This is a genomic window from Trinickia camelliae (genome assembly GCF_053525655.1).
Genome location: NZ_JBCHAA010000005.1, coordinates 199,904 through 226,865, shown reverse-complemented (window position 1 = coordinate 226,865; position 26,962 = coordinate 199,904). Strand labels below are relative to the sequence as shown.

Below are 26,962 nucleotides of genomic sequence, written 5' to 3'. Positions count from 1 at the left end.
ATCGCTGCGATCGTTTAGGCCGCTTTCGCGGCCACGTCGGTCTCGTCTTGTTGTTGCACACGTGAAGGGTTGTTCGGATGGGTCGTCCAGTTCGAATACGCGCCGCTGTCGACGCGCTCCATCGTGATGCATTGCTCGACCGGGCACACGTGCATGCATAAATTGCACCCGACGCAGTTCTCGTCGATCACCTCGAAGTGGCGCACGCCATCCTTCTCGCGCGTAATCGCCTGATGCGAGGTGTCCTCGCATGCGATATGGCACAAGCCGCATTGGATGCAGCGGTCCTGGTCGATGCGTGCCTTGATGTCGTACTGCATGTTCAGGTACTTCCAGTCCGTCACGTTCGGTACGGCGCGGCCGCGGATGTCGTCGAGCGTCGCGTAGCCTTTTTCGTCCATCCAGTTCGAGAGACCGTCCGCGAGGTCGGACACGATGCGGAAGCCGTAATGCATCGCCGCCGTGCACACCTGCACGCTGCCGGCGCCGAGCACGATGAACTCGGCGGCGTCACGCCACGTCGAGATGCCGCCAATGCCGGAGATCGGCAGCCCCGGCGTTTCCACGTCGCGCGCGATCTCGGCGACCATGTTCAGCGCGATCGGCTTCACGGCCGGACCGCAATAGCCGCCGTGCGTGCCCTTGCCGTCGACAGTCGGCATCGGCGCCATCTGGTCGAGATCGACCGCGACGATCGAGTTGATCGTGTTGATCAGCGAGACGCCATCGGCGCCGCCTTTGTACGCGGCGCGCGAGCCGAGGCGGATATCGCTGATGTTCGGCGTGAGCTTCACGAGGCACGGCAGGCGCGTGCCCTCTTTCACCCAGCGCGTGACCATCTCGACGTATTCGGGCACCTGGCCCACCGCCGAGCCCATGCCGCGCTCGCTCATCCCGTGCGGGCAGCCGAAGTTCAACTCGACCGCGTCGGCGCCCGTGTCTTCGACGAGCGGCAGAATCCATTTCCAGTCGCTCTCGTTGCACGGCACCATCAGCGAGACGATCAGCGCGCGGTCGGGCCAGTCGCGCTTCACTTGCGCGATCTCGCGCAGATTCACATCGAGCGGGCGGTCGGTGATCAGCTCGATGTTGTTCAGGCCCGCGATGCGCTGGCCGTTCCATTGCACCGCGCCGTAGCGCGAGCTGACGTTGACGACATGCGGATCGAGCCCGAGCGTCTTCCAGACGACGCCGCCCCAGCCCGCTTCGAACGCGCGGTTCACGTTATAGGCTTTGTCGGTGGGCGGCGCGGACGCGAGCCAGAAGGGATTCGGCGACGTGATGCCGGCAATCGTGCAGCGAAGATCGGCCATGTTCGGCTCCGTGGGGTGTCTGTGTCGTTTGCGTGGCGCGCTGACGGCGGGTTGTCGTTACCGTTGCGCGCGCATCTATCTCTCTCTCGCTCGATGCGGCTAGGCTGCGCGCACCGCCGTGCGCGCGAACACGCGATCGATCGATGCCGCCGCGAGCTTGCCGTCCTGCACCGCCTGCACGGTCAGATCGAGGCCGGTCGCCGCGCAGTCGCCGCCCGCCCAGACGTCGGGAAGCGACGTGCGGCGCTCGTCGTCGACCGCGATGCGCGCGCCGTCGAGCGTGAGGATCTCGCGATCGATACCGGCGGCGACGAAGGTCTGCCCGATCGCCTTGAGGACCATGTCGGCCTCCACCGTGAAGCGCTCACCCGTGCCGGCGAGCCGCCCTGTTTCGTCCTCACGCGTCCATTCGAACTCGACGGCCGTGACGGTTCGACCATCGCCGAGCACCCGCACCGGACGCGCGTTGAGAACCAGCGAAACGCCCTGCGTCTGCGCGAATTCACGCTCGGCCCACGTCGCGCTCATCGCGTCGACGCCGCGCCGGTACGCCATCGTCACGCTCTGCGCGCCGAGCTTTTTGCTTTGCACGGCGGCATCGACAGCGGTATTGCCGCCGCCGATCACGACCACGCGGCGGCCGACCGGCAGCGTCGCGAGATCCTTCGATTGGCGCAGCCGCGCGATGAAATCGACCGCGTCCAGCACGCCGTCGAGCGCTTCGCCTTCGACGCCCAGCGCCTTCACGCCCGCCATCCCCATCGCGAGAAACACGGCATCGTGCTGCTGGCGCAGTTCGGCGAGACTCACGTCGCGGCCCAGCGCCACGCCTGCGCGCAACTCGATGCCGCCGACCGACAACAGCCACTCCACCTCGCGCTGAGCAAAGTCATCGACGGTCTTGTAAGCCGCGATCCCATACTCGTTGAGGCCACCGGCTTTTTCACGCGCGTCGAAGAGCGTCACGCGATGCCCCGCCAACGCGAGACGATGCGCGCACGCGAGCCCCGCAGGCCCCGCGCCGACCACGGCGACATGGCGCCCGGTATCCGCCGCGCGCTTGAAAAGCGTCTCGCCGCGCGCCATCGCCCAATCGGTTGCGTGCCGCTGCAACGCACCGATCGCGACCGGCTTGCCGTCCTGATGGTTGCGCACGCAAGCACCTTCGCAGAGGATCTCCGTCGGGCACACCCGAGCGCACATCCCGCCGAGCGGATTCGCCGACAGAATGTCGAGCGCCGCGCCCTTCAAGTTGCCGTTGCCGATCTTGCGGATGAAGCTCGGGATATCGATTTGCGTCGGACACGCGTTCACGCACGGCGCGTCGTAGCAGTAGTGGCAGCGGCTCGCGGCAACCGCGGCGGCGCCTGCGTCGAGCAGCGGCGCGATATCGCTGAACTGGCACGCGAGTTGATCGGCGTCGAGGCGGCCGGCTGCGATATCGCCGGTTTCCTTCGTGGTCATGCGCGCTCCTACACGGAAAAAAGGACGAACGGGGCCCGCCGGCTTCGCGCGTGCGAAGCCGGAATACGGGTTTGGGCACAACTTGTTGAATACGCCTAAAGCTAGCGGCTAAATCGATCGATGCACCGTTGGCCGCCGAACCCCGGCGGCCAATCGGCCATCGCTGAAACAGTCATGAAACCGGCTCGCTCGCACGCTCGAGCATCGCGTGCAGCAACACGTTCGCGCCGGCCTCGATCCATTCGGGCGTCGCGTCCTCGATCTCGTTGTGGCTGATGCCGTCGACACACGGCACGAACACCATCGACGTCGGCGCAACTTGCGACAGATAGCAGGCGTCGTGTCCGGCGCCCGAAACGATGTCGCGATTCGAGTAGCCGAAGCGCTCGGCAGCGCGGCGCACCGAGTTCACGCACGCCTTGTCGAAAGCGATTGGCGCGTAATAGAAAATCTGATCGAGCTCGGTTTCGAGGCCGATGGTGTCGGCGATGCTCGCGACGCCCTTGCGCAATTCGGCGTCCATCTGCGCGAGCACGGCATCGTCGGGATGGCGGAAGTCGACCGTGAAGAACACGCGCCCGGGAATCACGTTGCGCGAGTTCGGATGCACTTGCATCATGCCGACCGTCGCGCACGCGAACGGCGCGTGATCGAGCCCGATGCGGTTCACCAGATCGACGACGCGCGCCGCGCCGAGCAACGCATCGCGGCGGCGCGGCATCGGCGTCGGGCCGGCATGCGCCTCCTGGCCCGTCAGCACGATTTCGTACCAGCGCTGGCCTTGCGCGTCGGTGACGACGCCGATCGTCTTCTTCTCGGCTTCGAGAATCGGGCCTTGCTCGATGTGCAGTTCAAACGCCGCGTGAATCGGCCGGCCGCCGCATGGCACATCGCCCGCATAGCCGATGCGCCGCAGTTCCTCGCCGATCGTCTTGCCGTCGACGTCCTTGCGCGAGAGCCCGTATTCAAGCGTGAAGACGCCCGCGAACACGCCCGAGGCCACCATTGCCGGCGCAAAGCGCGAACCCTCTTCGTTGGTCCAGATCACGACCTCGACCGGATGCTCGGTTTCGATGCCGTGATCATTGAGGCTGCGGATCACTTCCAGCCCGCCGAGCACGCCGTAGATGCCATCGAAGCGGCCGCCCGTCGGCTGCGAATCAGCGTGCGAGCCGGTCATCACGGGCGCCGCCGACGCGTTGCGGCCGGCACGCCGCATGAACACGTTGCCCATTTGATCGACCGTCACCGTGCAGCCGGCCTCCTTGGCCCAGCTCACGATCAGGTCGCGCCCTTCGCGATCGAGATCGGTCAGCGCGAGCCGGCAAACGCCGCCTTTCTTCGTGGCGCCGATCTTCGCCATCGTCATCAGGCTGTCCCACAAGCGACGGCCGTTCACCGTGACCTGCGCTTCCAAACCTTGCGCCTTAGTTGCGTCGGATACTGCGCTCATCAGTGCCTCTCCTCATCGTTTTGGGGCATGCCGCCCAGTGCCGGTGCACCGCTTCGTCGCTCCGGCGAACATCCGATTTCCCGCTTCTCCAATCCTGTCCGATTGGACAGGTTGTAGACCATTAATTTTGATATTTCAATGGGTTCTAACCCAGCGAAAAGCGTGCCATTGCACTGCAGCAGAACACCGCAACCAGGCGGCAGGCCGCTTGCGGCACGCCACATGCGAACCACGAGATTGCGACTACAATGAGGCGCGACGCGGCAGGCAAGCCGAACGAGGCCGATGATGAAGAGTGACGAAACGCGTGCAGTCGACCACGAACACGAAGAAACATCGAAACCGATGCGGCGTCGCAAGGCGCACATCCGTCACACGAATGAAGCGCACTTGCTCGCCTGCGCGGAAGCGGTCTTCGCCGAACGCGGGCTCGAGGGCGCCAGCACCGCGCTGATCGCGGAGCGCGCGGGCCTGCCGAAAGCCAACCTGCACTACTACTTCCCGACCAAGCTCGATCTCTATCGCCGCGTGCTCGATGACGTGTTCGAGGAATGGCATCGAGCCGCCAATACGTTCGAAGGCAGCGACGATCCGGTGCAAGCGATCGGCGGCTACGTGCGCGCGAAGATGGCGTTGTCGCGGCGGCGGCCGCTTGGATCGAAGGTGTGGGCGAGCGAGATCATTCAAGGCGCGACGCACATGCAAGACATCCTGTCCGAACGCGTGAAGCCTTGGATGGAAACGCGCGTCGTCGCGGTCAACGATTGGATTGCGCGCGGCCTGCTTGCGCCGATCGATGCGCGCGCGCTGCTCTACATGATCTGGGCCGTCACGCAGCATTACGCCGATTTCGACGCGCAAATCCAGGCGTTATCGGGCAAGCGGGCGTTGTCGAAAAAGGCGTTCGATGCGACGACCGAAGAAGTGGTCGCGCTGATCATCCGCGCCTGCGGCGCGAAGTCGCCAAACGCGCCGGCTCAAGCCGAAACTCAAGCGGCGCGCGAGGAAGCAAGCTAGTCAAGCACCCAACGTCTTCGCCAGACGCTCGCGCAAGAACTGCGTAAAAGCACGGATCGTTACCGAGCTTTGACGATGCTGCGGATACACCGCATAGACGGTAAACGACGACAGCGAGAAGTCTTCGAGCACTTCAATCAGCTTGCCGCTCGCCAACGCATCCGCGACGATGAATTCCGGCAGCCGCGCAATGCCGAGCCCCGAGATCGCCGCATCGCGGATCACCTCTCCATTGTTCGCGCGCAGCGGCCCGCGCACGTCGAACATGCGGCTCGCGCCATCGACGATGAATTCCCAGCCCGAGCGCCCCTCCTCCCCGTACAGCAGACACGCGTGGCGCTCCAAATCGGCGGGCGTGGCCGGCGCGCGGCGCCTGCGCTTATAGCCGGGACTGCTGCACGCGACGAGCCTCACCTCGCCGAGCTTTTGCGCGATCAGCGTCGAATCCGCGAGCGTGCCGATCCGCACCGCCATGTCGAAGCCCTCGCCGACCACGTCGGCGACGCGATCGCTCAGTTGCATATCGAAGCGCACGTCCGGATGCGCTCGCAAGAACTCGGCAACGAGCGGCGACAGGTGAATCATGCCGAACGACATCGGCACGCTCACGCGCAACAGGCCGCGCGGCTCGGCGCGCTGCGCCGACATCGCCTGCTCGGCGTCCGACACTTCCGCGAGGATGCGCCGCGCGCGCTCGTGGAACTCGTAACCGAGATCGGTGACGGCGAGCTTGCGCGTGTTGCGCACGAGAAGCCGTGCGCCGAGGCTCTCTTCGAGCGCCGCGACGCGCCGGCTCACGAACTGTTTCGATAGCTGCAAGCGATTCGCCGCCGCCGTGAAGCTGCGCGCATCGACCGTCGCAACAAAAATCCTCATGTCTTCGAGCTGCATCGCGTGCCTCGCTTGATTGTCAACCTGGATGTGACATTGATTCCCAACCCGACGCGATTATATGCCCGTCGATTGACCTAAACTTTCATCAACGCATCAGGGCAGCGTTTTAGGCGATGCCCTCAACGAATCAACGGAGGTTTATATGATCGAAGTCCGCCACGCCAGCCAACGCGGCCGCGCCGAGCACGGCTGGCTCAGCTCGCGCCACTCGTTTTCGTTTTCCAGCTACTACGATCCGCAACAACTCGGCTTCTCCGACCTGATCGTCATCAACGACGACCGCGTCGCACCGGGTCAAGGTTTCGGCAAGCATCCGCATCGGGACATGGAGATCTTCTCCTACGTGCTCGAAGGCGCGCTCGAGCACAAGGATTCGATGGGCACGGGTTCCGTCATCGTGCCCGGCGACATCCAACTGATGAGCGCGGGCACCGGCGTCGCGCACAGCGAATACAACCATTCGCGTAGCGAGCCCGTGCATTTCCTGCAGATCTGGATCGTGCCGTCGGAGAAAGGCGCAACGCCGCGCTACCAGCAGAAGAACTTCGCTGCCGCGGACAAGCGCGGCAAGCTGCGGCTCGTGATGTCGCCTGACGGTGAAGGCGAGTCGCTGGCCTTGCGGCAGGACGCGCGTGTCTACGCCGGGCTCTTCGACGGCGACGAGAAGGCCAGCCTGCCGCTGCAAGCGGACCGCTACGCGTATGTGCATGTGGCGCGCGGTTCAGCCGTGCTCAATGGCGTGCCCTTGAATGAAGGCGACGGCGCGCGCATTCGCAACGAGGACGTGCTGACTTTCACGGAAGGACGCGACGCCGAAGTGATCGCGTTCGATCTGCGCAACCGCGAACTCTCGGACATGTACGCCTGATTCGAAAGCGCAGCGTCGCTGCTTTTGAACCGAAACCTGCGAACCGATTTTTACTGATTACCTTTAAGGAACGAACATGAGATACAACCTTTTCGACCAGCGCAAGGACGCGATCCTGCTGGTTGCCCGCGTGCTGTTGATGGTGCTCTTCGTGCTGTTCGGCTGGAGCAAGCTGACCGGCTTTTCCGGCACGGTTGGCTATATGGCGTCGACCGGCGCGCCCGCGCCGGAGTTGTCGGCGGTGATTGCCGTCGTGATGGAGTTGATCGTCGGCCTGGCGCTCGTGGTTGGCTTCTATGCCCGTCCGCTTGCGCTCGTGCTCGCGGTCTACACACTCGGCACCGCGTTCATCGGCCACCACTTCTGGAACATGACGGGCATGGTCGCCTACGACAACATGATCCACTTCTACAAGAACGTCAGCATCATCGGCGGCCTGCTGTTGCTGACCGTGACCGGCCCCGGCAAGTACTCGTTCGATCGCAAGTAAGCTGGGCACATAAGCCCGCCAAATAAGCTCGAACGCCTCACCGCCCGGCGCGGGCGGATTCGACGGCGCTACGCGTGATGCGTGGCGCCGTCGTCGCGTCTGGCGGTCGCGAGCATCACGCCGCCGATCACGACGACGCCCGTGAGGATGCCCGCGAGCCGCAGCAGCGCGGGTTTCGGGTCCGCGGACCATTGATGGTCCTGCACGAAAACCATGATGAACGCGATCGTGAACTGTCGACCGACATAGCTCGCGCCCTCCTTGCCCGTCTGCAGATGGCAGCCGACCCACACGCCTAACGCGAGCGCGATCATGCAGGGGATCGTTTCGCCGCGCAGTAGCGGCAGCAACGCAACGGCGATGACGCCTGCCAACAGGCAGCCTGCGAGACGCTGCACCATTTTTTCGAGCACGGGCCGAGTCGCGTCTTCGACGATCGAGGCCGCGGGCAGCGCGACGATCACGACCGTCGTCACCATCGCCTGCACGAAGCTCGGCAGATTCAGCACATACGCGAGCGCCGCGAGAATCCCGATCGACAATCCCGCCTGCATCGCGAGGCGCTTGCGCGCGGCTTGAAACGACGCGGGCTCGAGCGTGATGACGGGTGCCGGGCCTAATCCCGAGGTCGACGAGGGCGCTGCGGGCGCGGCTGCCGTGGAGGCGTCCACTGCGCCCCCGGCGGCCGACGGTTGCGCGTCACCACGCACCTTCTGCGCAACGCGAATGAACCAATCGCGATGCGCGGCCCAAACCGAAATAGCCCAGGCCGACGCGTCCCCTCTTTCCGGCCACGCCATGCCACGATGCACGGCAACGAGTTGAGCCAGCGCCGACACCAGCACGCACGCCAACGTCCCGACGACCACCTCCATCACGCGCAACACCGCGAACCCCGCGCTCGCTTGCATCGATACGAGCAGGTGCGCCTCGAACGCAACCATCAGCGCGGTAATGGCGCCGAGAATCCACGCATAGCTCGCCTCCGAACCGATCGCGCGATAGACCGCAACCCCGCCGATCACGCCGAGCACCGGCACGAAGAGCCACGGCAAACCGCCCAGCCACGGCCCGACGAGCGCGCCCACGAGCGCGCCGATCACGGTGCCGAGCACGCGATGCAGGCCGCGCTTGGCCGATGCCCCGAGGCTCGCCTGCATCACCGTATAGCCGGTGATCGCGGCCCACCAGGTGTTCGACAAATGCAGCGCATGCGCGAACAGCACGGAGAGCGCGACCGAAAGCGTCGCCTGCGCCGCGAACCCCATGCGTTCGGGCGACGACCTCCATCCGGCCAGCTCGCGCGCAACGCCATAAGCCGCGTTGCGCGCCGCGTCGGCGACATGCGCGATCGCATTCAACGCTCGACCCCGCGCTCCATCCGATGCACCGAGATCCCTTCCATCGGATCGGGGTCCTCCCGCCACGGCGCACGCTGCAACATGCGCTGCGTGTCGTCATAGCCGACGGCCCAACGGCGCTCGATGCCGCTCGAAGAGAAATCGATGTCCTTGTGCAGCTCGTCGCCGTTGAAACACGGCGCATCGAGCTCGATCACGCGCATCGTCGTGCCGCAGCCCCACGCGAGCAGTTCCTGCACGGCGGCCGAATCGCGTTCTTTCTTGGGAATGTGCTTGCCCAGCTCGCGAATCACGTGACGCAACCGATGGATCTGCCGCTGCCGCTCGAGATGGCTTTCCGCGCGGCTCGAATACTGGATGTCGCGCTGACGCCCCATCGCCTGCCAGATCGAGACCGGTTCGGGCCCGTGAGCCGGCCACAGTTGCACGGCGAAGATCACGGAACTGCGGCGCGGATGATCGTCGAGCACCGCTTCGAGCGGCGTATTCGAGTAGATGCCGCCGTCCCAGTACGTTTCGCCGTCGACGCGCACCGACGGAAACCCGGGCGGAAACGCAGCGGACGCCATCACGTGATCGACGGAAAACGCGCCGTCGCGATTCGTGAAGTAGCGCATCCGGCCGTTCGCGACGCCGACCGTGCCGACCGTCAGCCGCATCGCCTTCTGTTTCGCATTCAGATAGTCGAAATCGACGAGCGCGTTGAGCGTCTCGCGCAGCGGCTCGGTCGTATAGAACGCGGCTTGGTCGACCCCGACCGGCATTTGCGGGCCGAGCCACGCCTCGAGCCGGGGCGTGAAGAACGGCGAGATGCCCTGCGTCACGATCGAGACGTTGCGCAGCCACTCGTCCCACAGCGGAAACCAGCCGCCTGTCGCGCTGCCCGGATACGCGACACGCTGCCAGAACTCCTTGAGCCGCGCGACTCGCCGCTCGCGCGGATTGCCGGCGACGATCGCGCCATTGATCGCGCCGATCGAGGTGCCGATCACCCACTCGGGCTCGATGCCCGCATCGTGCAGCGCCTCGTAGACGCCGGCCTGGTACGCGCCGAGCGCCCCGCCGCCTTGCAGCACGAATACGATCTGTCCGGGAATGTCGGCGCACGCCGACCGGTCCGGCTCCTCCTGTTGCGCAGGCAGCGGCCCGTTACGGCCGCCCGGTGCGTCCTGATCCATGAACCCTCCTCAGTGGATGAAGCGAAGTCATGTGGATGACGCGCGCCGGGCGGACTCGTGGATTGGCATGGGGAGCGCCGGCGTGCGAGGCATCGCACGCATAGCATAGGCGAGCGGTGCCGGAACGGCGCTCAATTCGTCGGCTGCTGCGCCGGCTGCTGCGGACGCACATAAGTCCGCACGCCGGCCAGCGGAGAGCCGTATTGGCCTGATTCGGCGTTGTTCGGCAAGCCGTTGACAAGCTGGGCGCGCGGATCGGCCGGATTCAGATTCAGCTCGCCGGCCTGCTGGTTGCCGTGCGTCGGATACTCGCTGCCGCGCGCGGCGTTCGGCATCAAGCGCGTGCTGTTCTCGGGCGCGTTCATGTCGTCTTGAGGACTCAGACCTTGCGCGTATCCGTGAGCCGCGAGTCCGCACGCTGCCGTGCACAATGCCACGCGCAGCACCATCGCCATTCGTTTCATGTTCGCCTCCGAGATCAGGAAAATGCCGGGGAGAACCCCGGCGCGGGCCGCGCGCGGCAACCGATGCTTGCGCGGACCACCGTGAAAATACGCATGGCCGCGGCCGATGGATTCACTGTAGACGCTCCGGGCTCGTCGCATGCTTGGCACGCTTCGTACGCAGGCACGGATGACGCCCGGGCAGGCCCCTACATTGCCGGCCCGCGATGCGCGATACCATGTGCGCGCACACCATGCATTACCGCCTTGCCCTCCCAATCCATCCCTATCGGAGCCGCGATCATGGAAACCACCAATCCCAACACCCTTTTCGCCGAATACGCCAAGATGATCGAGAAGTTCAAACTCCCCGGGATCGACGTTTCCTCCGTGCTGGAATCGCAACGCAAGGACATCGAGGCATTGGCGGCAGCCAACGCGACGGCGATTTCGGGCATGCAGACGCTCGGCCAGAAGCAGGCGGAAATTCTGCAATCGACGATGAGCCAGGTGCAATCACTCTTCACGCAACTGAGCACCTCGGGCGCGACGCCCTCTTCCAGCGCGGGCGAATTGGTGCAGCAAGCGCTGCACAAGGCGCTGGCGGATATGCAGGAGCTTGCGGATACGGCTTACAAGACGCAGTCGGACAGCTTCGCCGTGGTCAGCAAACGCGTGCAGGAGCACGTCGAGGAACTGAAGGCGCTAATGCAGGCGAAGAAGCCCTGAGCGCCGGGTCTCGGACTCGAGGCTCGGTCAAACGCTAAGAATCAACGCTAAATGAAGCACGGCGGGAGCGCGGCAATGCTGATCACCGGCTCCCCGCTATCGCGCGAACCGCGCCGCCCCTCCCAGCCTCGGCAACCGCCGAAACCCACGAAGCGCCGGCGCAGGTGGCAATGACGCAATGCACCGTAATGGAAGCGGGCAGCGGTATCGGGCACTGCATGGCGACCGAGCCGGCATGGGCTCAACCCCAATAGATAGACGATGCCAATCGTCGCGATAATTCGGCATCTACAAACACTGTTTTGTGCTTCAGGCCGCTTATCGACAGTGCTCGAATCGGTAGACTAGATCGACAAAAGAGCCTCGGGGATCTTCACCATGTTGACCGCCTTTTTCGTTGCGAGCCCATTCGCCATCGCCGCGCTGTTCGCGTTTGCCAAGTTTGCCGACGCGCGCACCGGCGCAGCCGAACGCGACGTCTGACGCCGGTGGCGCGAACCGCGCGCTTAGTCGCCCGACATCAATCGCCCGCCATCTCTTCATCCGGCACTTCGTCGCCGAATCGCTCGCCGACGTAGCACCGCATCGCAGCAATCAACGCCGTTGCGCCGGCATGCCGGAAATCCGCTTTCGCGGCGGTTCCCAGGCCCTTCCCGGCGCCCCAGCCATCGTCGAGCTTGACGATGCTGATCCCCTCGCGATCAATGATCGGACCACCTTCGTTCCAGTCGGTCGACGGCACAAAAGCCGCATCCACCGCGCTCTCGGGGTCGCCGTCGCACGCGGGCTCCTCGACCCAGCACAGTCCGTCGTCGACGCGCGGCTTGGGTAGCTCCGCTGCACGAGCGACCCAGTAGTCGAGCCACGCACCTTCCAATTCCGATATCCGCATCGTTGTCCTCCGTTTTTGTCTGCAGTGTACGCCTGCCAGGTGTGGCGAATGTGACACGGAATGCGGGTTGCGCGTTGCCGCCGCGCCTGTCCGCCACCACGGGCAATCGGCTTGCCGCGCGCCGTTTCGTGGCTAAGAAACACTCGCTTTTGGCTCATGGGCGCTATGACGCCTCGTTGCCCCGCCCCTCGCACAGAGGCAAGATCACCGGCACGACCGGACTTGCATGGCAGCCAAACTTTCGGGCTCTTAATCAAATGCGCGACATTTCATACGAAGAACAAACCGTCATGTCGTCCAATCCGCTGGCGCGTTACGCTCATCGGACCCGGATGGCAGTCGCGCTGAAACTCGTGAGCGAGCATTGCCCGCAAGACGGCACCGTTGTCGACTTCGGCTCGGGACCGGGCCTGCTTCTTCATGTGCTCGGCGAGCTGCGCCGGGACATCCTGCTCATTGGCTACGATCCCTATATGTCGCCCGTGCATCCGGAAGTGCGCTACGCCGATTCGATGCTGATGATCGGCGACGCATCGGTCGATGTGCTGACGGCATTCGAGGTCTGCGAACACCTGTACGCGCATGAAGTCGACCAGCTGCTCGCCGACGCCGCGCGCATCCTCAAGCCCGGCGCGCTGTTCATCATCTCGGTGCCGATCATGTACGGCTTCGCGACGATCCCGAAAGTGTTGAACTGGATGGTGCGTCAGCGCACGCTGCGCACCGGTTACCGTCTCGGGGAAATCCTGATGTCGGTGGCGGGCGTGCCCGTATCGCGCCCCGAGAACCCGCGCATCACGCACAAGGGTTTCGACTTCCGCCTCTTGCGCGACACCGTCACGAAACAGTTCGACATCGAGCGCGTGCGCCACAGCCCCGCGGCCTGGCTGCCTTGGTGGCTCAGTTCGCAGTACTTTATTATCTGCAGAAAAGCGTCTTAGCCTCGCAGCCCCCCGCCATTCGACTTCGTCGAGCCTCCCGCTGGCTTGCCGGCCATTAAGGTAATACGATAGCAACGACGACGATCGCCGCAGTCCTTCGCCGGCGATCGATCGCTCCCAGCGCTTAAGTCAACGCATGCCGAATCATCGAGCGCTATCGACCCACCCATTTTTGCGGAGCAGCCATGCGAGTTGTCGTCCTGGGTAGCGGCGTCGTCGGGGTAACGAGCGCCTATTATCTGGCGCGTGCGGGGCACGAAGTCACCGTGATCGACCGCGAGGCCGGACCGGCGCTGGAAACCAGTTTTGCCAACGCCGGCCAGATCTCGCCGGGCTACGCCGCGCCGTGGGCGGCGCCGGGCGTGCCGCTCAAGGCCGTCAAATGGATGTTCCAAAAGCACGCGCCGCTCGCGATCCGGCCCGACGATGCCGACAAGCAATTCCAGTTGCAGTGGATGTGGCAAATGCTGCAGAACTGCACCGCCGAGCGCTATGCGATCAACAAGTCCCGCATGGTGCGCCTCGCCGAATACAGCCGCGACTGCCTCCAAGCGCTGCGCGCCAAGACCGGCATACAGTACGAAGGCCGCACCGGCGGCACGCTGCAGGTGTTCCGCACGCAGCAGCAACTCGACGGCGCGGCGAAGGACATCGCGGTGCTCAAGGAAGCTGGCGTCGCGTATGAACTGCTGATGCCGCCTGAGCTCTCGCGTGCCGAACCCGCGCTTGCCGCGACGGCGCACAAGCTGACCGGCGGCCTGCGCTTGCCCGGCGACGAAACCGGCGATTGCCAGCTGTTCACGACACGCCTGGTCGCGCTCGCCGAGCAGCTCGGCGTGACCTTCCGCTTCGGCACGCTCGTCGACGCGCTCGCGCTGGAAGGCGGCCGCATCGCCGGCGTGCGGCACGGCAGCAAGCTCGTGCACGGCGACGCGTTCGTGGTCGCGTTCGGTTCCTATTCGACCAAATTTCTGTCGGGCATCGTCAAGATTCCGGTCTACCCGCTGAAGGGCTATTCGATCACGGCGCCCATTGCCGACGCCGCCAAGGCGCCCGTTTCGACCGTGCTCGACGAAACCTACAAGATCGCGATCACGCGTTTCGAACAGCGAATTCGCGTGGGCGGCATGGCCGAAATCGTCGGCTTTGACAAGGAACTGCGCGAGGCGCGCCGCGAAACGCTCGAAATGTGCGTGAACGACCTGTTCCCGGGCGGCGGCGACACGACGAAGGCCACGTTCTGGACCGGACTGCGCCCGATGACGCCGGACGGCACGCCGATCGTCGGCCGCACCGCGGTGCCGAACCTGTTCTTGAACACCGGGCACGGCACGCTCGGCTGGACGATGTCTTGCGGCTCCGCACAATTGCTTGCCGACCTCATCTCGGGCAACGAGCCGGCGATCCGCTGCGACGATCTCAACGTGTTCCGTTACTCCGACGAACCCGCGCCTCCGGCGGATTTCGAGCTTGCCTGACGCCGGCGATCCAAGAACTATGATGTAAAGATGGCTCATGTCACCGCAGACATGCATGGGAGGCCATCATGAACAAGGTCTTGGTCGGTTTTGACGGATCGGAGTCCGCGCATCACGCGGTCGCTTTCGCGGCGGATCTCGCCAAGCGCTATGAGGCGAGTCTCTGCGTCCTGGTCGTGGCGCGCACGCCGGATTGGGGCGCGCTCGAATACGAGCGCATCGACGTGGTCGAACGCGAGGTGAAGCACTGCGAGGAGATCCTCGACGAGATCAAGGCGAAGCTCGGCGACCTGGCGACCGTGCCGGTCCAGTTCGATCTCGTGATCGGCCAGCCCGCCAAGGAGATCGTCCTGTACGCCGAGAAGCACGAGATCGATCACCTCGTCGTCGGCCATCGCGGCCACACGATGTTCGACCGCTGGCTGATCGGCTCGGTCGCGCGGCAGGTCATTGCCTACGCGCCGTGCGCCGTCACGATCGTGCGCGACCGGTCCGCCGACAAACCCAAGCGCGCGAAGGCTGGCCACCACGCCGAAACGGAAACGCCGCTGCTTTAGGGCCGGTTCCCGCTAATAAGCGGCCCTAATCGCCGGGCGTCGGCGAGCGCACAGATTCGGCACGATTCGCGCGCCCGCCCTATTTGGCAGACGGCCTGTTTTCGCCAATAATGGCCCAACACCCGTTACTGGACGAGGGCAACCATGGGATACAGTCCCGATGCCATCCGTACCATCGCCCTGGTGGGGCATGGCGGCTGCGGCAAAACCTCAATTGCCGAAGCGCTGCTCCACCAGGGCGGCGCGCTGCACGCTCCCGGCAGCGTGGAGCGCGGCACCACGGTCTGCGACTTCGACCCGCTCGAACGCAAATACCACCACTCCCTGAATTCCGCCGTCACCCACCTGCATTACCGCGACACCCGCATCCATCTCCTCGATACCCCTGGTTATCCCGACTTTTCGGGGCTGTCGATCAGCACGCTTTCCGCCGTCGAGACCGCCGCCATCGTCATCAATGCCCAGACCGGCATCGAAATGACCACGCGCCGCATGATGGAGTGGGCCGGGAAGCGCAAGCTTTGCAGAATGATCATCGTGAACGGCATCGACGGCGAAAAAGTCGATCTTCCCGGTCTGCTCACGCAGATCCAGGAGGCGTTCGGCACGTCGTGCCTGCCGATCAATCTGCCGGCGCAGCGCGGACAGAAGGTCGTCGATTGCTTCTTCAACCCTGCCGGCGAAGCTGATTTTTCATCGGTGGAAACCGCGCACAACCAGTTGATCGATCAGGTCATCGAGATCGATCCGCAATTGATGGAGCTCTACCTGGAGCAAGGCGAGGCGATCAGCCCCGAGCAATTGCACGAGCCGTTCGAGCGCGCGCTGCGCGAAGGCCATCTGATACCGGTCTGCTTCACGTCCGCTGCCAATGGGGCGGGGATTGCGGAATTGCTCGACGTGTTCGTGCGCCTTTTGCCGAATCCATCGGAAGGCAACCCGCCCCTTTTCTATCGCGATGCGGACGGCCGCCAGGAAGTCGTGCATGCCGAACCCGACGCCGCCAAGCATGTGCTCGCCCACGTCTTCAAGATCGTCGTCGATCCGTACATCGGCAAGATGGCCGTGTTTCGCATTCATCAGGGCACGATCCGGCGCGACAGCCAGCTTTACATCGGGCTCGGACGCCAGCCGTTTCGCGTGGCGCACTTGATGATGCTGCAGGGCAAGGATCATGTGGACGTTCCGGCGGCCGGGCCCGGCGACATCTGCGCCACGGCCAAGGTCGACGAGATCGGCTTCGATGCCGTGCTGCACGACGCCGCCGAAGACGGCGATATCCACCTGACCCCGCTCGACTTCCCCACCCCGATCTACGGCCTCGCGATCGAACCGGCGCGCCGCGGCAACGAGCAGCGCCTCTGGGAGATCCTGCAGAAACTCGGCGCCGAAGATCCGTGCCTGCGCATCGAGCACCCGGTCGGGACGAACGAGACCGTCGTGCGCGGATTGGGCGAACTGCATCTGCGCCACATGCTCGAGCGGCTCGCCGATCAGTACAAAGTCGAGGTCGTGACGCGGCCGCCGAAGATCGCTTATCGCGAGACCATCGGCGGCAAGGCCGAAGGTCATCATCGTCACAAGAAGCAAACGGGCGGCGCCGGCCAGTTCGGCGAGGTGATGCTGCGCGTCGAGCCGCTGCCGCGCGGCGCCGGCTTCGAGTTCGTCGATGCCGTCAAGGGCGGCGCCATCCCGGGCCAGTTCATTCCGGCCGTCGAAAAAGGCATTCTTCAGGTAATCGAGAGCGGGCCGCTCGCGGGATTTCCGATGCAAGACGTGCGCGTCACCGTGTTCGACGGCAAGAGCCATTCCGTCGATTCGAAGGAAGTCGCGTTCGTCACCGCCGGGCGCAAGGCCTTCATCGATGCGGTGCTGAAAGCGCAACCGATCGTGCTCGAACCGATCGTCGACATCGAGGTGATGACGCCGGATACGGCAATGGGCGACATCATCGGCGATCTGTCGTCAAAGCGCGGGCAGGTTCACGGCACGCGCAACATCGCGGGCAACGCGGTGGTCGTCGCGGGACAGGTTCCGCTGTCGGAACTCAACGATTACCAGTCCCGATTGAACGCCATCGCGGGCGGACACGGCAACTACAACATTCAGCTCAGCCACTACGATCCGGTCCCGCCATCCCAGCAGGAAAAATTGGCATCGCAGCACAAGAAACAGGGCGATGCTGAATCGTAATCAGCGACGAGATAGTCAGTCATCTTAACAATCAAATTTAGTTTGATTATTTAGGGATATTGAACAGTAAACATTCGTTTTCATCGCACCATTAGCCCCTTTTTTTCGATTTTTGTCTGATTTTAGGTGCTGAAACATTAGGTAAGATGCGCGCTCCTTCCACTCAACCGTGAAATTAGCGTGCCTACAAAACTAGCCAAAAGCATGTCGCGAGCGGCCGCTGTCGCCGCTCTGACATTTGCAGGGGTCGTATCCTTTTCTCAACCTGCACAAGCTCAAGTCGAACCATTGAAGTCGCCCGTCTACGGCGTGACGCTCGATGATCTGACGAAACTCAACGGAATCATCGCATCGCTGCAAAACCTCCCGTATCGTCCGACGGTTCGCGTCGTGTTCGATCCGGGCACGTCCGCCGCCGACTACTACGCGCCGCTGCTGAAACTGCATGCCGTCGCGAACGTCATGGGCGAAGTGATGGATTCGTACTACTTCCCGACCACGCTCGCCGACTACACCGCGCGAACGCAGGAACTCGTGTCGACGCTGAAGAACACCGTCGACGTCTGGGAGATCGCCAACGAGATCAACGGCGAATGGCTGCGCCCGGACCTGGACGGCTCGAACTCGGTCGTCAATTCCGAGGAAACGCAGATTGGTCAGATGGTTGCAGCGGCAAGCTCGATCGTCAAAGCGGCCGGCGGCAAGACAGCCGTGACGCTCTACTACAACGACGACAGCAAGGGCAACAACTGCTGGGAGCTGCCGCAGGACTACTGGAAGACCTGGCCCGCCGCGTTCCTGCCGGCAACGGTCCGCCAGAACGCCGACTACGCGCTCTTCAGCTACTACCCGTATCAGGACTGCCCGGGACTGTCGCCGTCCTGGAAGAACGATTTCGCGGCGCTCGAGAGCATCTTCCCGAACGCCAAGGTGGGTTTCGGCGAAATCGGTACGTCTGACACTGGCGCTCCGGCATCGGTCCAGAACAATCTGATCACCACGTATTACCCGATGGTCGATTCGATGGGCGATCCGAAATTCATCGGAGGATTCTTCTGGTGGTATTACGCTGAGGAAATGGTCCCGTACACGACCAGCAACTACTTCAAGCTGCTGCGTCAGACCATTATTCCGCTCAAGTCGCCGGCCTGATGCTGTGAAAGTCCAGTTGGCAGCGCGTGCCACGCACCGCTGTCACTGGCTGGCCGGCTGGCTCGCTGCCTGCTGCGCCGCGGCATGGGGTGCGAGCTCGCGGGCCAGTTGGTCCGACACGTAGTGCGGCCCGTCGAAGAGGTAAGCGGAGTAGCCGTCGTAGGCCGATAGCTGCCGCCTCAGTTCCTCAGCAGTAGCCGCACGGAAACCGCCGTTCGTGTTCGGACGGAACGCCTCGACGATGACGCGCACGCGCTTCTCGCCGAGGCGGACCGCCAGCGCATCGAGGTAGTCGCGAGCCACCGACGGTTCGCGCGCGTACACGCCGCAGCCATCCTGGAAGAACACGCCGACGTCTTTCGGCAGCCACGACGCGAGCCAATCGGCAAGCGCGGCGCCACCGATGTTGGTGCGGTCATACACCGTCACCCAAAGCGGCCGCGGCAGCTTGTTCAATAACGCGGCGAGCTTGGGGGCGTCGGTCCAGGTCGGATCGATCTCGACCGGAAAGTAGTAACCGGTCACGTGCAGCGGAGTCGGCACACGCGCAACGAAAGCGGACATATCGGCGAGCTTCGACACATTGGCGCGCGCCCGCTTCTCGTCCTGATAGCCGGCGAGTCCGAGAATCACATTCTGTGCCCACGGCGCGCGGCTGATCCGTTCGAGATCGGGCAGCTGCGGATACGTCGGCACGCCCGCGTTGGCGACAAACGCCATATCGTCCACGACCATCCACTGGATGAGCAAGTTGTGCACGCCCATCACCTGCCAATTGCCCACGGGATTGACCGTGGCGTTATCGGTTTGCCAGACGATCCCGTCCGCGTGAACGTCGCTCACCATAGAATCGCATCCGGTCATCAGAACGGCAGCGGCTACTGCGGCCATCAGCACGAAGTGGCGGGACGTCAGCATAGAAAGACAGGCCTTAGTACCATAGCGTCGCCTGTACGACGACCCCGCGCGCACGCGCGGCCGACGTCAAAGGAAAACGATACTGCACGGTGATGTCTGCCCAGCTCGCCGGTGCGCTATAGCGGTTTTCGCGAAACCAATAGCGGAACTGCAAGCCCGGCCCGATGCCGATCGCCGTTTGATTCACTTCGCGGTTGTCATGATCGAACGCCAGCGCCGCGTGCGGAAACACAGTCAGGTGGTCGCTGATCGCAGGAAGCGCCCAGGTATGGCCGTAGCGCAGTTCCGAATACAACACGTAGCGCCCTTGGTGGAAGAAGTAATCCGCTTCCACGTACGCCTGCCAACTGCGCCAACTCGGCTCGGTAATCCGCAGATCGCTGCCCGCCTCCGATGAATAGCCTAGCCGCGCAAGCCAGTCGTTCACCGAATCTCTGCCGATGCGAATCAGCCGCTCGGCGCTGATCACGACGTTCTGGTCGGGAAGCGGCTTGTATCGCGCGCCGACCGAACCCTGCAACGTCGGCAAGCCCGTGATGTTGCCTGACCCATCGTACGCCGTGCCGTAGTAGCGCGTGAACACCTGAAAGATTCGACCGTTGTCGAAGCCGATCCCCGGCGGTTGCCAGTACGCTTCGAGACCCGGCTGCAGCACGTCGACCGTGCCCGACTGACTGAACGCCGATTCCTGATACGGCAGGCTCACGACGAAGCCCCACGTGCGCTCGAGCTGCTGCACCTCGCGCCGATATCCAAAGCGGCGCTGCTGGTCGAACGAGTGCTCTGAGTCGTCCGCATCGAGGCTTTGCTTGAAATACTCGATGGCCTGCTGGTTCGCTCCGATGCGTTTGGCTGCGTAGCCTGCGTCGGCGTAGTTGCCCGCATTGCCCGCCCCGCCCGCAAAACCTTGCCTGAATGCTTCGAGCGCTTCGCTATCCTTGTTTTCGCGCAGCAGGTCATACGCTTTTTGCAGCGTCTTCATCGCCGTATCGTCTTTCGGTTCCGGCTGCTGCGCGAACGCGATGATTTGCGCGGCGCTTTGCTTGTCCTCATCCGTTGTCGCGTTGCTCTGAGCGAGCTCGGCCGCCTTGATCGCGCCTTGCTTATCGCCGTTGCGCAGCCTCAGTTGCGCTAGCCGAAGCTGAACGGCGCTGTCCGGTTGGTCCTGAAGCGGCTGCAGCGCCGCGCTTGCCTGATCCGGCTCGTGCGCCGCGAGCGCGGCATCCGCCCAGGCGAGGCGCAGGTTGCGTTGCTCGTCGGCGGTCCAGGTGCCTTTTTGAAGCGCAGCGGCAAAGTCCTGCGATGCGACGTCGTTGCGCTGCTGCTTCTGCGCGAGAAAGCCATGCTGCGCCAGCACCCTGCCGTTGTCCGGGTAGCGCTTTAGCAAGGCGTCGGCCTGCGCATCGGCCTCCGCGATCTTTCCCTCTCGAACGTACACATCGAGCAGCAGCAAGCTCAACTGCAGACTTCCCGGTTGCGCCTTGACCGCGCGCGACGCATACGATTCCGCGCGCGGCAGATCGCCGGCCGCGATCGCCTTATAAGCGGCGTCGGCAAGACGATAGGCTCGCGGCGTGAGCGTGTCGGCGCCATTCGCGTGTGCGTGAACCGCGAACGACATGACGGTCGCAAGCCCGCCCGCTCTGAGAAGCAGGCTCAAGCGCTTAAGGCGTGGCCTCTGTGTGTGTCTCATGCCAATTCCCCCGATCCCGCGGACGACGATGCGCGGCGTACGGCCATCTCCCGGCCACCGCCACTTTCTAGCTCGCCATAGCGCACATGCCGCGCCAATTCCGCCTCAATTTCCGCATCGCTTGCGATGAAGTAAGCGACATTGGCGCCCGCGCCGCGCCGCACGATGCCTTGTTCGTCTTCGGAAAGCGGACTGCCGACCGCCACGTTCAACGTGCCGTCTTCGGACGTGGAAAACGGCACGGCGCGAAACGCGTACTGCAATTCGAACGCGAGCGCCTTGGAAAAGTACCCGACGGCCACGTTGGTCAAACTCACGCGCGGCAGTTCGTTCTGCTCCGCGAGAGCGTCCGCGAGCGTTTCAGTGCTGATGGCGTCGCTCTCGATCAATAGCTCGCCCAGGCGCTTGCCGCAGCTTGCCTGACGCTCGAGCAACGCCTCAACTTGCGCCTGCGTGAGCAGGCCCCACGTCACGAGGATCTCGCCGAGCTTGCGGCGCGCTTTTCCGAGTTCCTCATTGGACAGATAGGTGTGGCTCGTCTTGTCCCAGGCAATCGGCTTGCCGGTCGCGAGATGGTTCAAGAAGATGCGCCACGCCCGGCAGACCGAAAAGAAATTAATGAGGTTGTTGACGAAGAGCCTGGGCAGCGAGAGGAGCCCCTGTATCGGTCCGTTGAGCTTGCTGACGAAGTAGTAGCGCTCGGAGAGACGAATGACGAGCATCACCGAATTGATCGCCAGGAGCGGATAGAGCCACGTGCCCATCAAGCCATCGGCAAGATCGACTGGCGGCAGCACCCCTGCCGCGTGTAGCGCCGTGAGCGTCGAATAGTTGAGCAGCACGCCGTACGCGGCGACCGAAACGATCGACGTCACCATCCCCTTGCGATCGCGAAAGAACATATAGCGCGTACGCAAGTTGCCATCCCAACGCAATTGCTGCCAGCCCTGGAACGCAATGCCGAGAATCCATCTGGCGCGCTGCCGATACGCCGTGCGAAACGTGCTCGGAAAATATTCCCGCGTCGCCAACAGATTGCGTGACTCGGCCCGCCGCGCGGCAGCGCTTTGCGGCCTGCCGGATGTGCCTTCCGAAATCGGGAAACGCGCGAAGGTTTCCTTCATGCCCAACTCTCGCAGGCGGAAACTGAAGTCGTAATCTTCCGTCAGCGAATCCGTATTGAACGGGCGGCCTTCACGCTCCGCCATCACCGCTTCGATCGCACGCCGGCTGTAGCATGACGCGACGCCCGCGCCAGGAACGATACCCGTCAGCCGCTGCCGAGTCGGGATGTCCTTCTGGTGCGTTTCGCTGAAGTCGTCCATGTAGGTGCCGGCGACGAACTCGTTCCACTTGCGAGGCAGCGAAAGCACCGGCAATTGCACCAGGTCGTTATCGGCGATCGCGTAGTTGAAGTACTTGAGCTCGATCGGATGGATCACGTCCTCGCAGTCGTGCATCACGACGCCCGCAAAACGGATGTGGTGCGTTTCCTCGTAGCGGAGAATGGCGGCCACGATCCAGTTGAGGCAATCGGCCTTGCAAGTCGGGCCGTCGTTCAATACCGTCGCGCGCGTGACCCGATGCGGATAGCGGCGCACCATGCGCTCCACCTCCGAGGTCGTCTCGGCGTCGTTGTGGTACGTGCCGACGAAGATCACATAGCGCTCATACTCCATGGTCGCTAGCGTGTTTTCGATCATCTTGGCGATCACGTCGTATTCCTTCCATGCCGGCACCATGATGGCCAGATAGGATTCCTCGAGCGAGCGCAAGTGCGCGGCGTCGATGGCGGCGGGCTTTTCGCCGCGCAGCATCCTGCCGATCTCGAAGACCCAGTAGTAAGAATCCAAGATGAGATCGTCGATCGTGCTGATGAAGATCACGACGGCGATCACCATCGCGACGGTATTCAGTCCGTGTAAATACCAGAGCCAAATCGACGTTGCGTGCATTTTGGCGTCAATACTTCGCGTTCATTGCAAACGGAGACCGGCATGCTGCGCATCGACCCGCGACCGAACGCACTTTGGTTTCCTGATTCGCGTGAAGTTCTCTCGATACGTCGGCACCATTCGGTGTGGCGCCGCCGCTTCCCCGGTACCTCTCGAAGGATCGCCTTTCCATCCCGCTGATCCGAAACGCCAACAAAGCGCGCTTCGCTGGCCGCGCCTCGCCTCCCTTGGGTTCTTCAAAACGGAATCGCCCAACACCACGTGCTGTTTTGTACCTATCCTGCTCCGCAGCCTTTCAAAAGACCGTATGCTTGCGCACGCAGGCCAACGAACTTCTCAAGCGGCTGTCGCCAAGGCGTGCGCAAGCGAGCGCCGCCCGCTTGGTCAGCGCCGCCAAAATTTAAACATGGCTTAAGCCAAGGCGAAGAATTCCCCGCCCCTTAGATGAGGGCATCCATTGCCTGAAATTCGCTTGGCGCTATATCAGTCCGCACACAATGAATATGCGTGCTCCCCCTTTGCGAAGACAGCGCTCCGCGCTTAAGCAGAGCGAAGCGCTTGAAGACCCGAGGTAACCGCGTTTTGAAAGAGCACATGCGGTTCCGCGGGAAAATTGACCGCTGTGGACACGGCCGGCAGCCGCACCAGCGCATCGACAATCTTTTCGCTAGCGTGCCCATCGCCATACGGATTGGTCGCTTGAGCCATGGCGTCGTACTGCGTGCGGCTGTCCAGCAGGTTATTCGCCTCCCAAACGATGCGCTCCGTACTGGTTCCGACGAGCCGCGCCGTGCCTGCCTTGACCGCTTCCGGGCGTTCGGTCGTCTCGCGCGTGACGAGAACCGGCTTGCCTAGCGCCGGCGCTTCCTCCTGAATGCCGCCGGAATCGGTCACGATCAAATACGCGCGCGACATCAGGAAAACGAACGGCAGATAGTCTTGAGGATCGATCAGGTAGACGTTCGGCTGTCCCGCCAGAATCTCTTGCACCGGCGCGCGAACATTGGGATTCAGATGCACCGGATACACGAGCTGGACGTCGTCGTGCAATTCGGCAAGCTGCCGCAGGGCTTCGCAGAAGTGCCGGAACGGCTCGCCAAAGCTCTCGCGCCGATGTCCCGTCACGAGCACCAAGCGCCGGGTAGGATCGAGGAACGGATATCGCGAGGCAACGCGTTCGACGAGCGGCTTATCTTCGTCCAATCGGCTCTTGACCTGAAGCAGCGCATCGATGACGGTATTTCCCGTCAAGACGACGTTGGAAGCCGCCGATCCTTCGCTAAGCAAATTGTGCTTGGCTTCTTCGGTTGGCGCGAACAGCCACGACGAGACGGCGTCGGTCACGCGGCGGTTCAACTCTTCTGGCCACGGCGACCAGATGTTGCCCGTTCTCAGCCCCGCTTCGACATGGCCCACCGGGATGTATCGATAGAACGCCGCGAGGCTTGCCGCGAGCGTGGTGGTGGTGTCGCCGTGCACGAGCACGACATCGGGCTTGCATTCGTCGTACACCGCGCCGATGCCTTGCAATATGCCGGAGGTCAAATCGCTTAGCGACTGCCCCTTGCGCATGAGATTCAAATCGAAATCGGGTTCAATGTCGAACAGGTCCAAAACCTGATCCAGCATTTCCCGGTGTTGAGCGGTGACGCAGACTTTTGCTTCGATATCGTCTCGTGCTGAAAGGACATGCACAAGAGGCGCCATCTTGATGGCTTCCGGCCGTGTGCCGAATACAGTTAGCACCTTCTTCATTTTTCCCCTCGCCGCGTAATCGCGCTGCGGAAATCCGGCGAAGCCGATTTGGCCCTGCGCCGGCGCGTCTCCACTACGTTCTTCTACCCGTCGACACGTGGTCCGTTAAGCGCGTGACGCTTGCGGAAACCTCGATCCCCATGGCTTCATCCTGGCAACTTCAAGCGGGGCGAACGGAGTATAAGATCCAGCCGCTCATGTCTCCCGCCAATTCCTAGTTCGTTTAGTACATCCGATTAAAACAAATCCGTGACAGATTTGAAAATCACTCGAACTCGTCATTGGCGTCTAATTGTGTCTTTGCTTGGTTTAATAAAGATTGACTTTTTAAAGCCTTAACTCTCCCTGATCTTAATTCGCTTCAATTCTGAAACGTCAACGATTCGATTGTCATAGGAATGCAGAGCGAAATCACTTTGGACAATCGGCGCCGCATGTCGACTGGCGCCGCGCTGCCACTCGATTTCATGCGCCGCAACGCTTGCTGCTTCCGTGAATGCCCCGCTCGCGCGACCCGCGCCCTAGCCCGCGCGAGTCGCCCGATTCCGCCTTGCTTACTGCGTTATTTGGCGGTGGTCCCGTCCACCCAGGTGTAGCCAAGGTTGGTGATGCCCGTGATGAGACTCTCGAAGTTGCTGAGCGCGGGCAATTTCAAGTTGGGCTCGAGCCAGTACGGATGGAAGAAGAATGATGCGAAGCCATCACGTACCACCAGACCGTATTGCGCGTTCGTCACCAGCTGCTGCCACGTATAGGTCACACAGGAAAATGGATCGATATTGCAGATGTCGTATTGAATGCAGCCGAGGTTCTCCGGAATGATCCGCTCGCCGTAGTAATCCTTGTTGATGATGTACGGGAAGAACTGACCTGCCGAAAAGTCCTGATTTGCTGCACCCGTACCGATCTGCGGGTCCGTGGCCGTGTAGTAGACCGCCCTCTGGAACGTCGCCGTCGGGAACACCGTCGCCGCAGCCATCGAAGCGTTAGCCGACATTTGATACTGCGGCGCCGCCCAACCCGCGACTTTAAAGCCGTTTAACGTGAACTCGGCGATTGCCTCGGTCATCCTGCCTGCTGCCCACGGCACCGAGTCTTCATCCACCGGGCGATTCTGCACGGCGTACCAGAACTCGTAGTCGTTGCCGCTGACCGCGTTCAGGAGGTTCGGCGTCGAATCGTATTGGTGAGTTTCACCGTGCGCGACTATCGTCCCGCCCTTTGTGATGGCGTTTCTCAGAATACTCTTCAGGCCGGTCGCTTGCGCAAGGTGAATGGTCTCCGGAACGCCGCCGTTGTAATAGCCATTGGGATCCGTATAGACCGGGATGGTCGCCATCGTGAACGGGATCTTCTTGCCATACATATAGTTCACCAGCGAATTCATCGAAGCGGTCGTCGTGTAGGCGTCGAGGTCTTCGAACCGCACCAGCGCGCGATGGTTGGTCGCCGCGTTCGTCTGGAGAATGTCGTGCAGCATGTCGCAGATCACCAGATAGCGGTCCGTCGGTCCGATGTACGTGAACGGGATGTCCGCGAAGTACCAGAAATTGCCCGAGCGCATGACATACGGCGTCGTGGCCTTGGTTTGGCTATTCGTCATCGTCACCAACGATTGCGCCAGCGCCGAGTTGGTCACCTGCGTCAGCCCCACATCCGGATCGGCGTTGATAGCACCTGTCGTGGCGTCGTACGCGTAGTACTTCACCATCGACATGTTCTTATAGGTGACCGTGTCGTAGAACCCGGGATTCGGGTTGCTCGACGAAGGTGTCGCGTTCATACCCGCCAGCCCGAGGAAGCTAAAGCCGAAGGTCTGATTGAACGTGTAAGCGCTATTCCACGCGATCTGCCACAGGTTGTACTTGAACCAGACCACCGTGTTCTTGGTCGTCATCACGTCGTTCATGAACGCGGCCGGGAGCGGATTGTTGTAGTAGTCGCCAATGTAGAACGTGACCGTATTGCTGTTGACCATGCCGGATGTGTAGTTCTGCACCGGCATGATTTGAACGGTTGCGTTGAAGTGCCCGAGCAAGTTCCTAAGCATGATGGCGTACATCAGACCAAGCTTCGAGTACGGATCATTGGCCGGATTGTCATAGAGGATCAGCGTGCTTGCCGTCGTCGCTTGAGCGTACGCGGTATTCGGCACGGTGACTTGCGCGAAACCCGCAAGCAGCGCGAGGATGAGGATGATTCTTTTCATGACCGCTGC

22 protein-coding genes are annotated in these 26,962 nt (G+C 62.8%); 9 read left to right on the top strand and 13 right to left on the bottom strand.

The genetic code is table 11. From position 1 onward, the window contains the following. Positions 1-14 precede the first annotated feature (14 nt). The 3 genes from preA to AAHK20_RS11265 form a co-directional block, all read right to left on the bottom strand. The gene (preA, locus tag AAHK20_RS11275) at positions 15-1,313 is read right to left on the bottom strand and encodes an NAD-dependent dihydropyrimidine dehydrogenase subunit PreA (protein ID WP_449181529.1); all 1,299 of its coding nucleotides are present in this window, start codon (positions 1,311-1,313) and stop codon (positions 15-17) included. 99 nt (positions 1,314-1,412) lie between these two features. After that, positions 1,413-2,777 carry an NAD(P)-dependent oxidoreductase gene (locus tag AAHK20_RS11270; RefSeq protein ID WP_449181528.1) on the bottom strand — a complete coding sequence of 455 codons (1,365 nt, stop codon included), beginning with the start codon at positions 2,775-2,777 and terminating at the stop codon, positions 1,413-1,415. A 172-nt stretch (positions 2,778-2,949) separates the two neighbouring features. Further along, positions 2,950-4,230, bottom strand: coding sequence for a Zn-dependent hydrolase (locus AAHK20_RS11265; protein WP_449181527.1), 1,281 nt, complete (start codon positions 4,228-4,230; stop codon positions 2,950-2,952). A 288-nt stretch (positions 4,231-4,518) separates the two neighbouring features. On the opposite strand from AAHK20_RS11265, the gene AAHK20_RS11260 reads away from it, so the two are divergent. Next, the gene (locus AAHK20_RS11260) at positions 4,519-5,247 is read left to right on the top strand and encodes a TetR/AcrR family transcriptional regulator (protein ID WP_449181526.1); all 729 of its coding nucleotides are present in this window, start codon (positions 4,519-4,521) and stop codon (positions 5,245-5,247) included. Here the strand turns inward: AAHK20_RS11260 and AAHK20_RS11255 are convergent, their stop codons facing one another. Beyond that, entirely contained in the window at positions 5,248-6,138 is an 891-nt protein-coding gene (locus AAHK20_RS11255; protein WP_449181525.1) for a LysR family transcriptional regulator, read from the bottom strand. Positions 6,139-6,283: 145 nt separating this feature from the next. Here AAHK20_RS11255 and AAHK20_RS11250 point away from each other — a divergent pair, with 145 nt between their 5' ends. Together AAHK20_RS11250 and AAHK20_RS11245 are read left to right on the top strand one after the other, a co-directional pair. Next, positions 6,284-7,009 carry a pirin family protein gene (locus AAHK20_RS11250; RefSeq protein WP_449181524.1) on the top strand — a complete coding sequence of 242 codons (726 nt, stop codon included), beginning with the start codon at positions 6,284-6,286 and terminating at the stop codon, positions 7,007-7,009. Positions 7,010-7,085: 76 nt separating this feature from the next. Then, positions 7,086-7,499 (top strand): DoxX family protein, encoded by a 414-nt coding sequence (locus AAHK20_RS11245; RefSeq protein WP_449181523.1) that lies wholly within the window; start codon positions 7,086-7,088, stop codon positions 7,497-7,499. 68 nt (positions 7,500-7,567) lie between these two features. Here the strand turns inward: AAHK20_RS11245 and AAHK20_RS11240 are convergent, their stop codons facing one another. The 3 genes from AAHK20_RS11240 to AAHK20_RS11230 all read right to left on the bottom strand — a co-directional run bounded on the left by AAHK20_RS11240 (position 7,568) and on the right by AAHK20_RS11230 (position 10,502). Then, positions 7,568-8,860 carry an FUSC family protein gene (locus AAHK20_RS11240; RefSeq protein ID WP_449181522.1) on the bottom strand — a complete coding sequence of 431 codons (1,293 nt, stop codon included), beginning with the start codon at positions 8,858-8,860 and terminating at the stop codon, positions 7,568-7,570. Beyond that, on the bottom strand, positions 8,857-10,038 hold the full coding sequence (locus tag AAHK20_RS11235; RefSeq protein WP_449181521.1) for a patatin-like phospholipase family protein: 1,182 nt from the start codon (positions 10,036-10,038) through the stop codon (positions 8,857-8,859). Before AAHK20_RS11235 ends, AAHK20_RS11240 begins: the two co-directional genes overlap by 4 nt. Positions 10,039-10,169: 131 nt before the next feature. Further along, a complete protein-coding gene (locus tag AAHK20_RS11230) occupies positions 10,170-10,502 on the bottom strand; it encodes a hypothetical protein (RefSeq protein WP_449181520.1) in 333 nt (110 codons plus the stop codon). A gap of 282 nt (positions 10,503-10,784) precedes the next feature. Between AAHK20_RS11230 and phaP the strand changes: the two genes are divergently transcribed. Continuing rightward, on the top strand, positions 10,785-11,210 hold the full coding sequence (gene phaP, locus AAHK20_RS11225; protein WP_449181519.1) for a TIGR01841 family phasin: 426 nt from the start codon (positions 10,785-10,787) through the stop codon (positions 11,208-11,210). 520 nt (positions 11,211-11,730) lie between these two features. Here the strand turns inward: phaP and AAHK20_RS11220 are convergent. Beyond that, positions 11,731-12,102 carry a phage protein NinX family protein gene (locus AAHK20_RS11220; protein WP_449181518.1) on the bottom strand — a complete coding sequence of 124 codons (372 nt, stop codon included), beginning with the start codon at positions 12,100-12,102 and terminating at the stop codon, positions 11,731-11,733. A gap of 290 nt (positions 12,103-12,392) precedes the next feature. Here AAHK20_RS11220 and AAHK20_RS11215 point away from each other — a divergent pair, with 290 nt between their 5' ends. From AAHK20_RS11215 to AAHK20_RS11195, 5 genes are all read left to right on the top strand, one after another. Continuing rightward, on the top strand, positions 12,393-13,043 hold the full coding sequence (locus tag AAHK20_RS11215) for a class I SAM-dependent methyltransferase (RefSeq protein ID WP_449181517.1): 651 nt from the start codon (positions 12,393-12,395) through the stop codon (positions 13,041-13,043). A 185-nt stretch (positions 13,044-13,228) separates the two neighbouring features. Continuing rightward, positions 13,229-14,521 carry a D-amino acid dehydrogenase gene (locus tag AAHK20_RS11210; protein ID WP_449181516.1) on the top strand — a complete coding sequence of 431 codons (1,293 nt, stop codon included), beginning with the start codon at positions 13,229-13,231 and terminating at the stop codon, positions 14,519-14,521. 68 nt (positions 14,522-14,589) lie between these two features. After that, a complete protein-coding gene (locus tag AAHK20_RS11205) occupies positions 14,590-15,078 on the top strand; it encodes a universal stress protein (protein ID WP_449181515.1) in 489 nt (162 codons plus the stop codon). Positions 15,079-15,222: 144 nt separating this feature from the next. After that, a complete protein-coding gene (fusA, locus tag AAHK20_RS11200; protein WP_449181514.1) occupies positions 15,223-17,271 on the top strand; it encodes an elongation factor G in 2,049 nt (682 codons plus the stop codon). Between the two features lie 204 nt (positions 17,272-17,475). Next, positions 17,476-18,423: a glycoside hydrolase 5 family protein gene (locus tag AAHK20_RS11195; protein ID WP_449181513.1), complete on the top strand. Its 948-nt coding sequence runs from the start codon at positions 17,476-17,478 to the stop codon at positions 18,421-18,423. A 42-nt stretch (positions 18,424-18,465) separates the two neighbouring features. Here AAHK20_RS11195 and AAHK20_RS11190 read toward each other — a convergent pair whose 3' ends face one another. The 5 genes from AAHK20_RS11190 to AAHK20_RS11170 form a co-directional block, all read right to left on the bottom strand. Continuing rightward, positions 18,466-19,341 (bottom strand): alpha-amylase family protein, encoded by an 876-nt coding sequence (locus AAHK20_RS11190; RefSeq protein ID WP_449181512.1) that lies wholly within the window; start codon positions 19,339-19,341, stop codon positions 18,466-18,468. A 13-nt stretch (positions 19,342-19,354) separates the two neighbouring features. After that, positions 19,355-21,034, bottom strand: coding sequence for an NfrA family protein (locus AAHK20_RS11185; RefSeq protein ID WP_449181511.1), 1,680 nt, complete (start codon positions 21,032-21,034; stop codon positions 19,355-19,357). Beyond that, positions 21,031-22,989: a glycosyl transferase family protein gene (locus tag AAHK20_RS11180; protein WP_449181510.1), complete on the bottom strand. Its 1,959-nt coding sequence runs from the start codon at positions 22,987-22,989 to the stop codon at positions 21,031-21,033. The genes AAHK20_RS11185 and AAHK20_RS11180 overlap by 4 nt, the downstream gene beginning before the upstream one ends. A gap of 540 nt (positions 22,990-23,529) precedes the next feature. After that, positions 23,530-24,744, bottom strand: a complete 1,215-nt coding sequence (gene wecB, locus AAHK20_RS11175; protein WP_449181509.1) for a non-hydrolyzing UDP-N-acetylglucosamine 2-epimerase — start codon at positions 24,742-24,744, stop codon at positions 23,530-23,532. 562 nt (positions 24,745-25,306) lie between these two features. After that, positions 25,307-26,953, bottom strand: a complete 1,647-nt coding sequence (locus AAHK20_RS11170; RefSeq protein WP_449181508.1) for a DUF2334 domain-containing protein — start codon at positions 26,951-26,953, stop codon at positions 25,307-25,309. Positions 26,954-26,962 lie beyond the last annotated feature (9 nt).

Excerpts from the sequence above, each read along its gene's own strand:
- AAHK20_RS11250 (WP_449181524.1), top strand. The coding sequence starts at position 6,284 with ATGATCGAAGTCCGCCACGCCAGCCAACGCGGCCGCGCCGAGCACGGC.
- AAHK20_RS11260 (WP_449181526.1), top strand. The coding sequence starts at position 4,519 with ATGAAGAGTGACGAAACGCGTGCAGTCGACCACGAACACGAAGAAACA.
- AAHK20_RS11210 (WP_449181516.1), top strand. The coding sequence starts at position 13,229 with ATGCGAGTTGTCGTCCTGGGTAGCGGCGTCGTCGGGGTAACGAGCGCC.
- wecB (WP_449181509.1), bottom strand. The coding sequence starts at position 24,744 with ATGAAGAAGGTGCTAACTGTATTCGGCACACGGCCGGAAGCCATCAAG.
- AAHK20_RS11230 (WP_449181520.1), bottom strand. The coding sequence starts at position 10,502 with ATGAAACGAATGGCGATGGTGCTGCGCGTGGCATTGTGCACGGCAGCG.
- AAHK20_RS11255 (WP_449181525.1), bottom strand. The coding sequence starts at position 6,138 with ATGCAGCTCGAAGACATGAGGATTTTTGTTGCGACGGTCGATGCGCGC.
- AAHK20_RS11190 (WP_449181512.1), bottom strand. The coding sequence starts at position 19,341 with ATGCTGACGTCCCGCCACTTCGTGCTGATGGCCGCAGTAGCCGCTGCC.
- AAHK20_RS11220 (WP_449181518.1), bottom strand. The coding sequence starts at position 12,102 with ATGCGGATATCGGAATTGGAAGGTGCGTGGCTCGACTACTGGGTCGCT.
- AAHK20_RS11245 (WP_449181523.1), top strand. The coding sequence starts at position 7,086 with ATGAGATACAACCTTTTCGACCAGCGCAAGGACGCGATCCTGCTGGTT.
- AAHK20_RS11180 (WP_449181510.1), bottom strand. The coding sequence starts at position 22,989 with ATGCACGCAACGTCGATTTGGCTCTGGTATTTACACGGACTGAATACC.
- phaP (WP_449181519.1), top strand. The coding sequence starts at position 10,785 with ATGGAAACCACCAATCCCAACACCCTTTTCGCCGAATACGCCAAGATG.
- fusA (WP_449181514.1), top strand. The coding sequence starts at position 15,223 with ATGGGATACAGTCCCGATGCCATCCGTACCATCGCCCTGGTGGGGCAT.
- AAHK20_RS11235 (WP_449181521.1), bottom strand. The coding sequence starts at position 10,038 with ATGGATCAGGACGCACCGGGCGGCCGTAACGGGCCGCTGCCTGCGCAA.
- AAHK20_RS11215 (WP_449181517.1), top strand. The coding sequence starts at position 12,393 with ATGTCGTCCAATCCGCTGGCGCGTTACGCTCATCGGACCCGGATGGCA.
- AAHK20_RS11270 (WP_449181528.1), bottom strand. The coding sequence starts at position 2,777 with ATGACCACGAAGGAAACCGGCGATATCGCAGCCGGCCGCCTCGACGCC.
- AAHK20_RS11195 (WP_449181513.1), top strand. The coding sequence starts at position 17,476 with ATGTCGCGAGCGGCCGCTGTCGCCGCTCTGACATTTGCAGGGGTCGTA.
- AAHK20_RS11170 (WP_449181508.1), bottom strand. The coding sequence starts at position 26,953 with ATGAAAAGAATCATCCTCATCCTCGCGCTGCTTGCGGGTTTCGCGCAA.
- AAHK20_RS11185 (WP_449181511.1), bottom strand. The coding sequence starts at position 21,034 with ATGAGACACACACAGAGGCCACGCCTTAAGCGCTTGAGCCTGCTTCTC.
- AAHK20_RS11205 (WP_449181515.1), top strand. The coding sequence starts at position 14,590 with ATGAACAAGGTCTTGGTCGGTTTTGACGGATCGGAGTCCGCGCATCAC.
- AAHK20_RS11265 (WP_449181527.1), bottom strand. The coding sequence starts at position 4,230 with ATGAGCGCAGTATCCGACGCAACTAAGGCGCAAGGTTTGGAAGCGCAG.
- preA (WP_449181529.1), bottom strand. The coding sequence starts at position 1,313 with ATGGCCGATCTTCGCTGCACGATTGCCGGCATCACGTCGCCGAATCCC.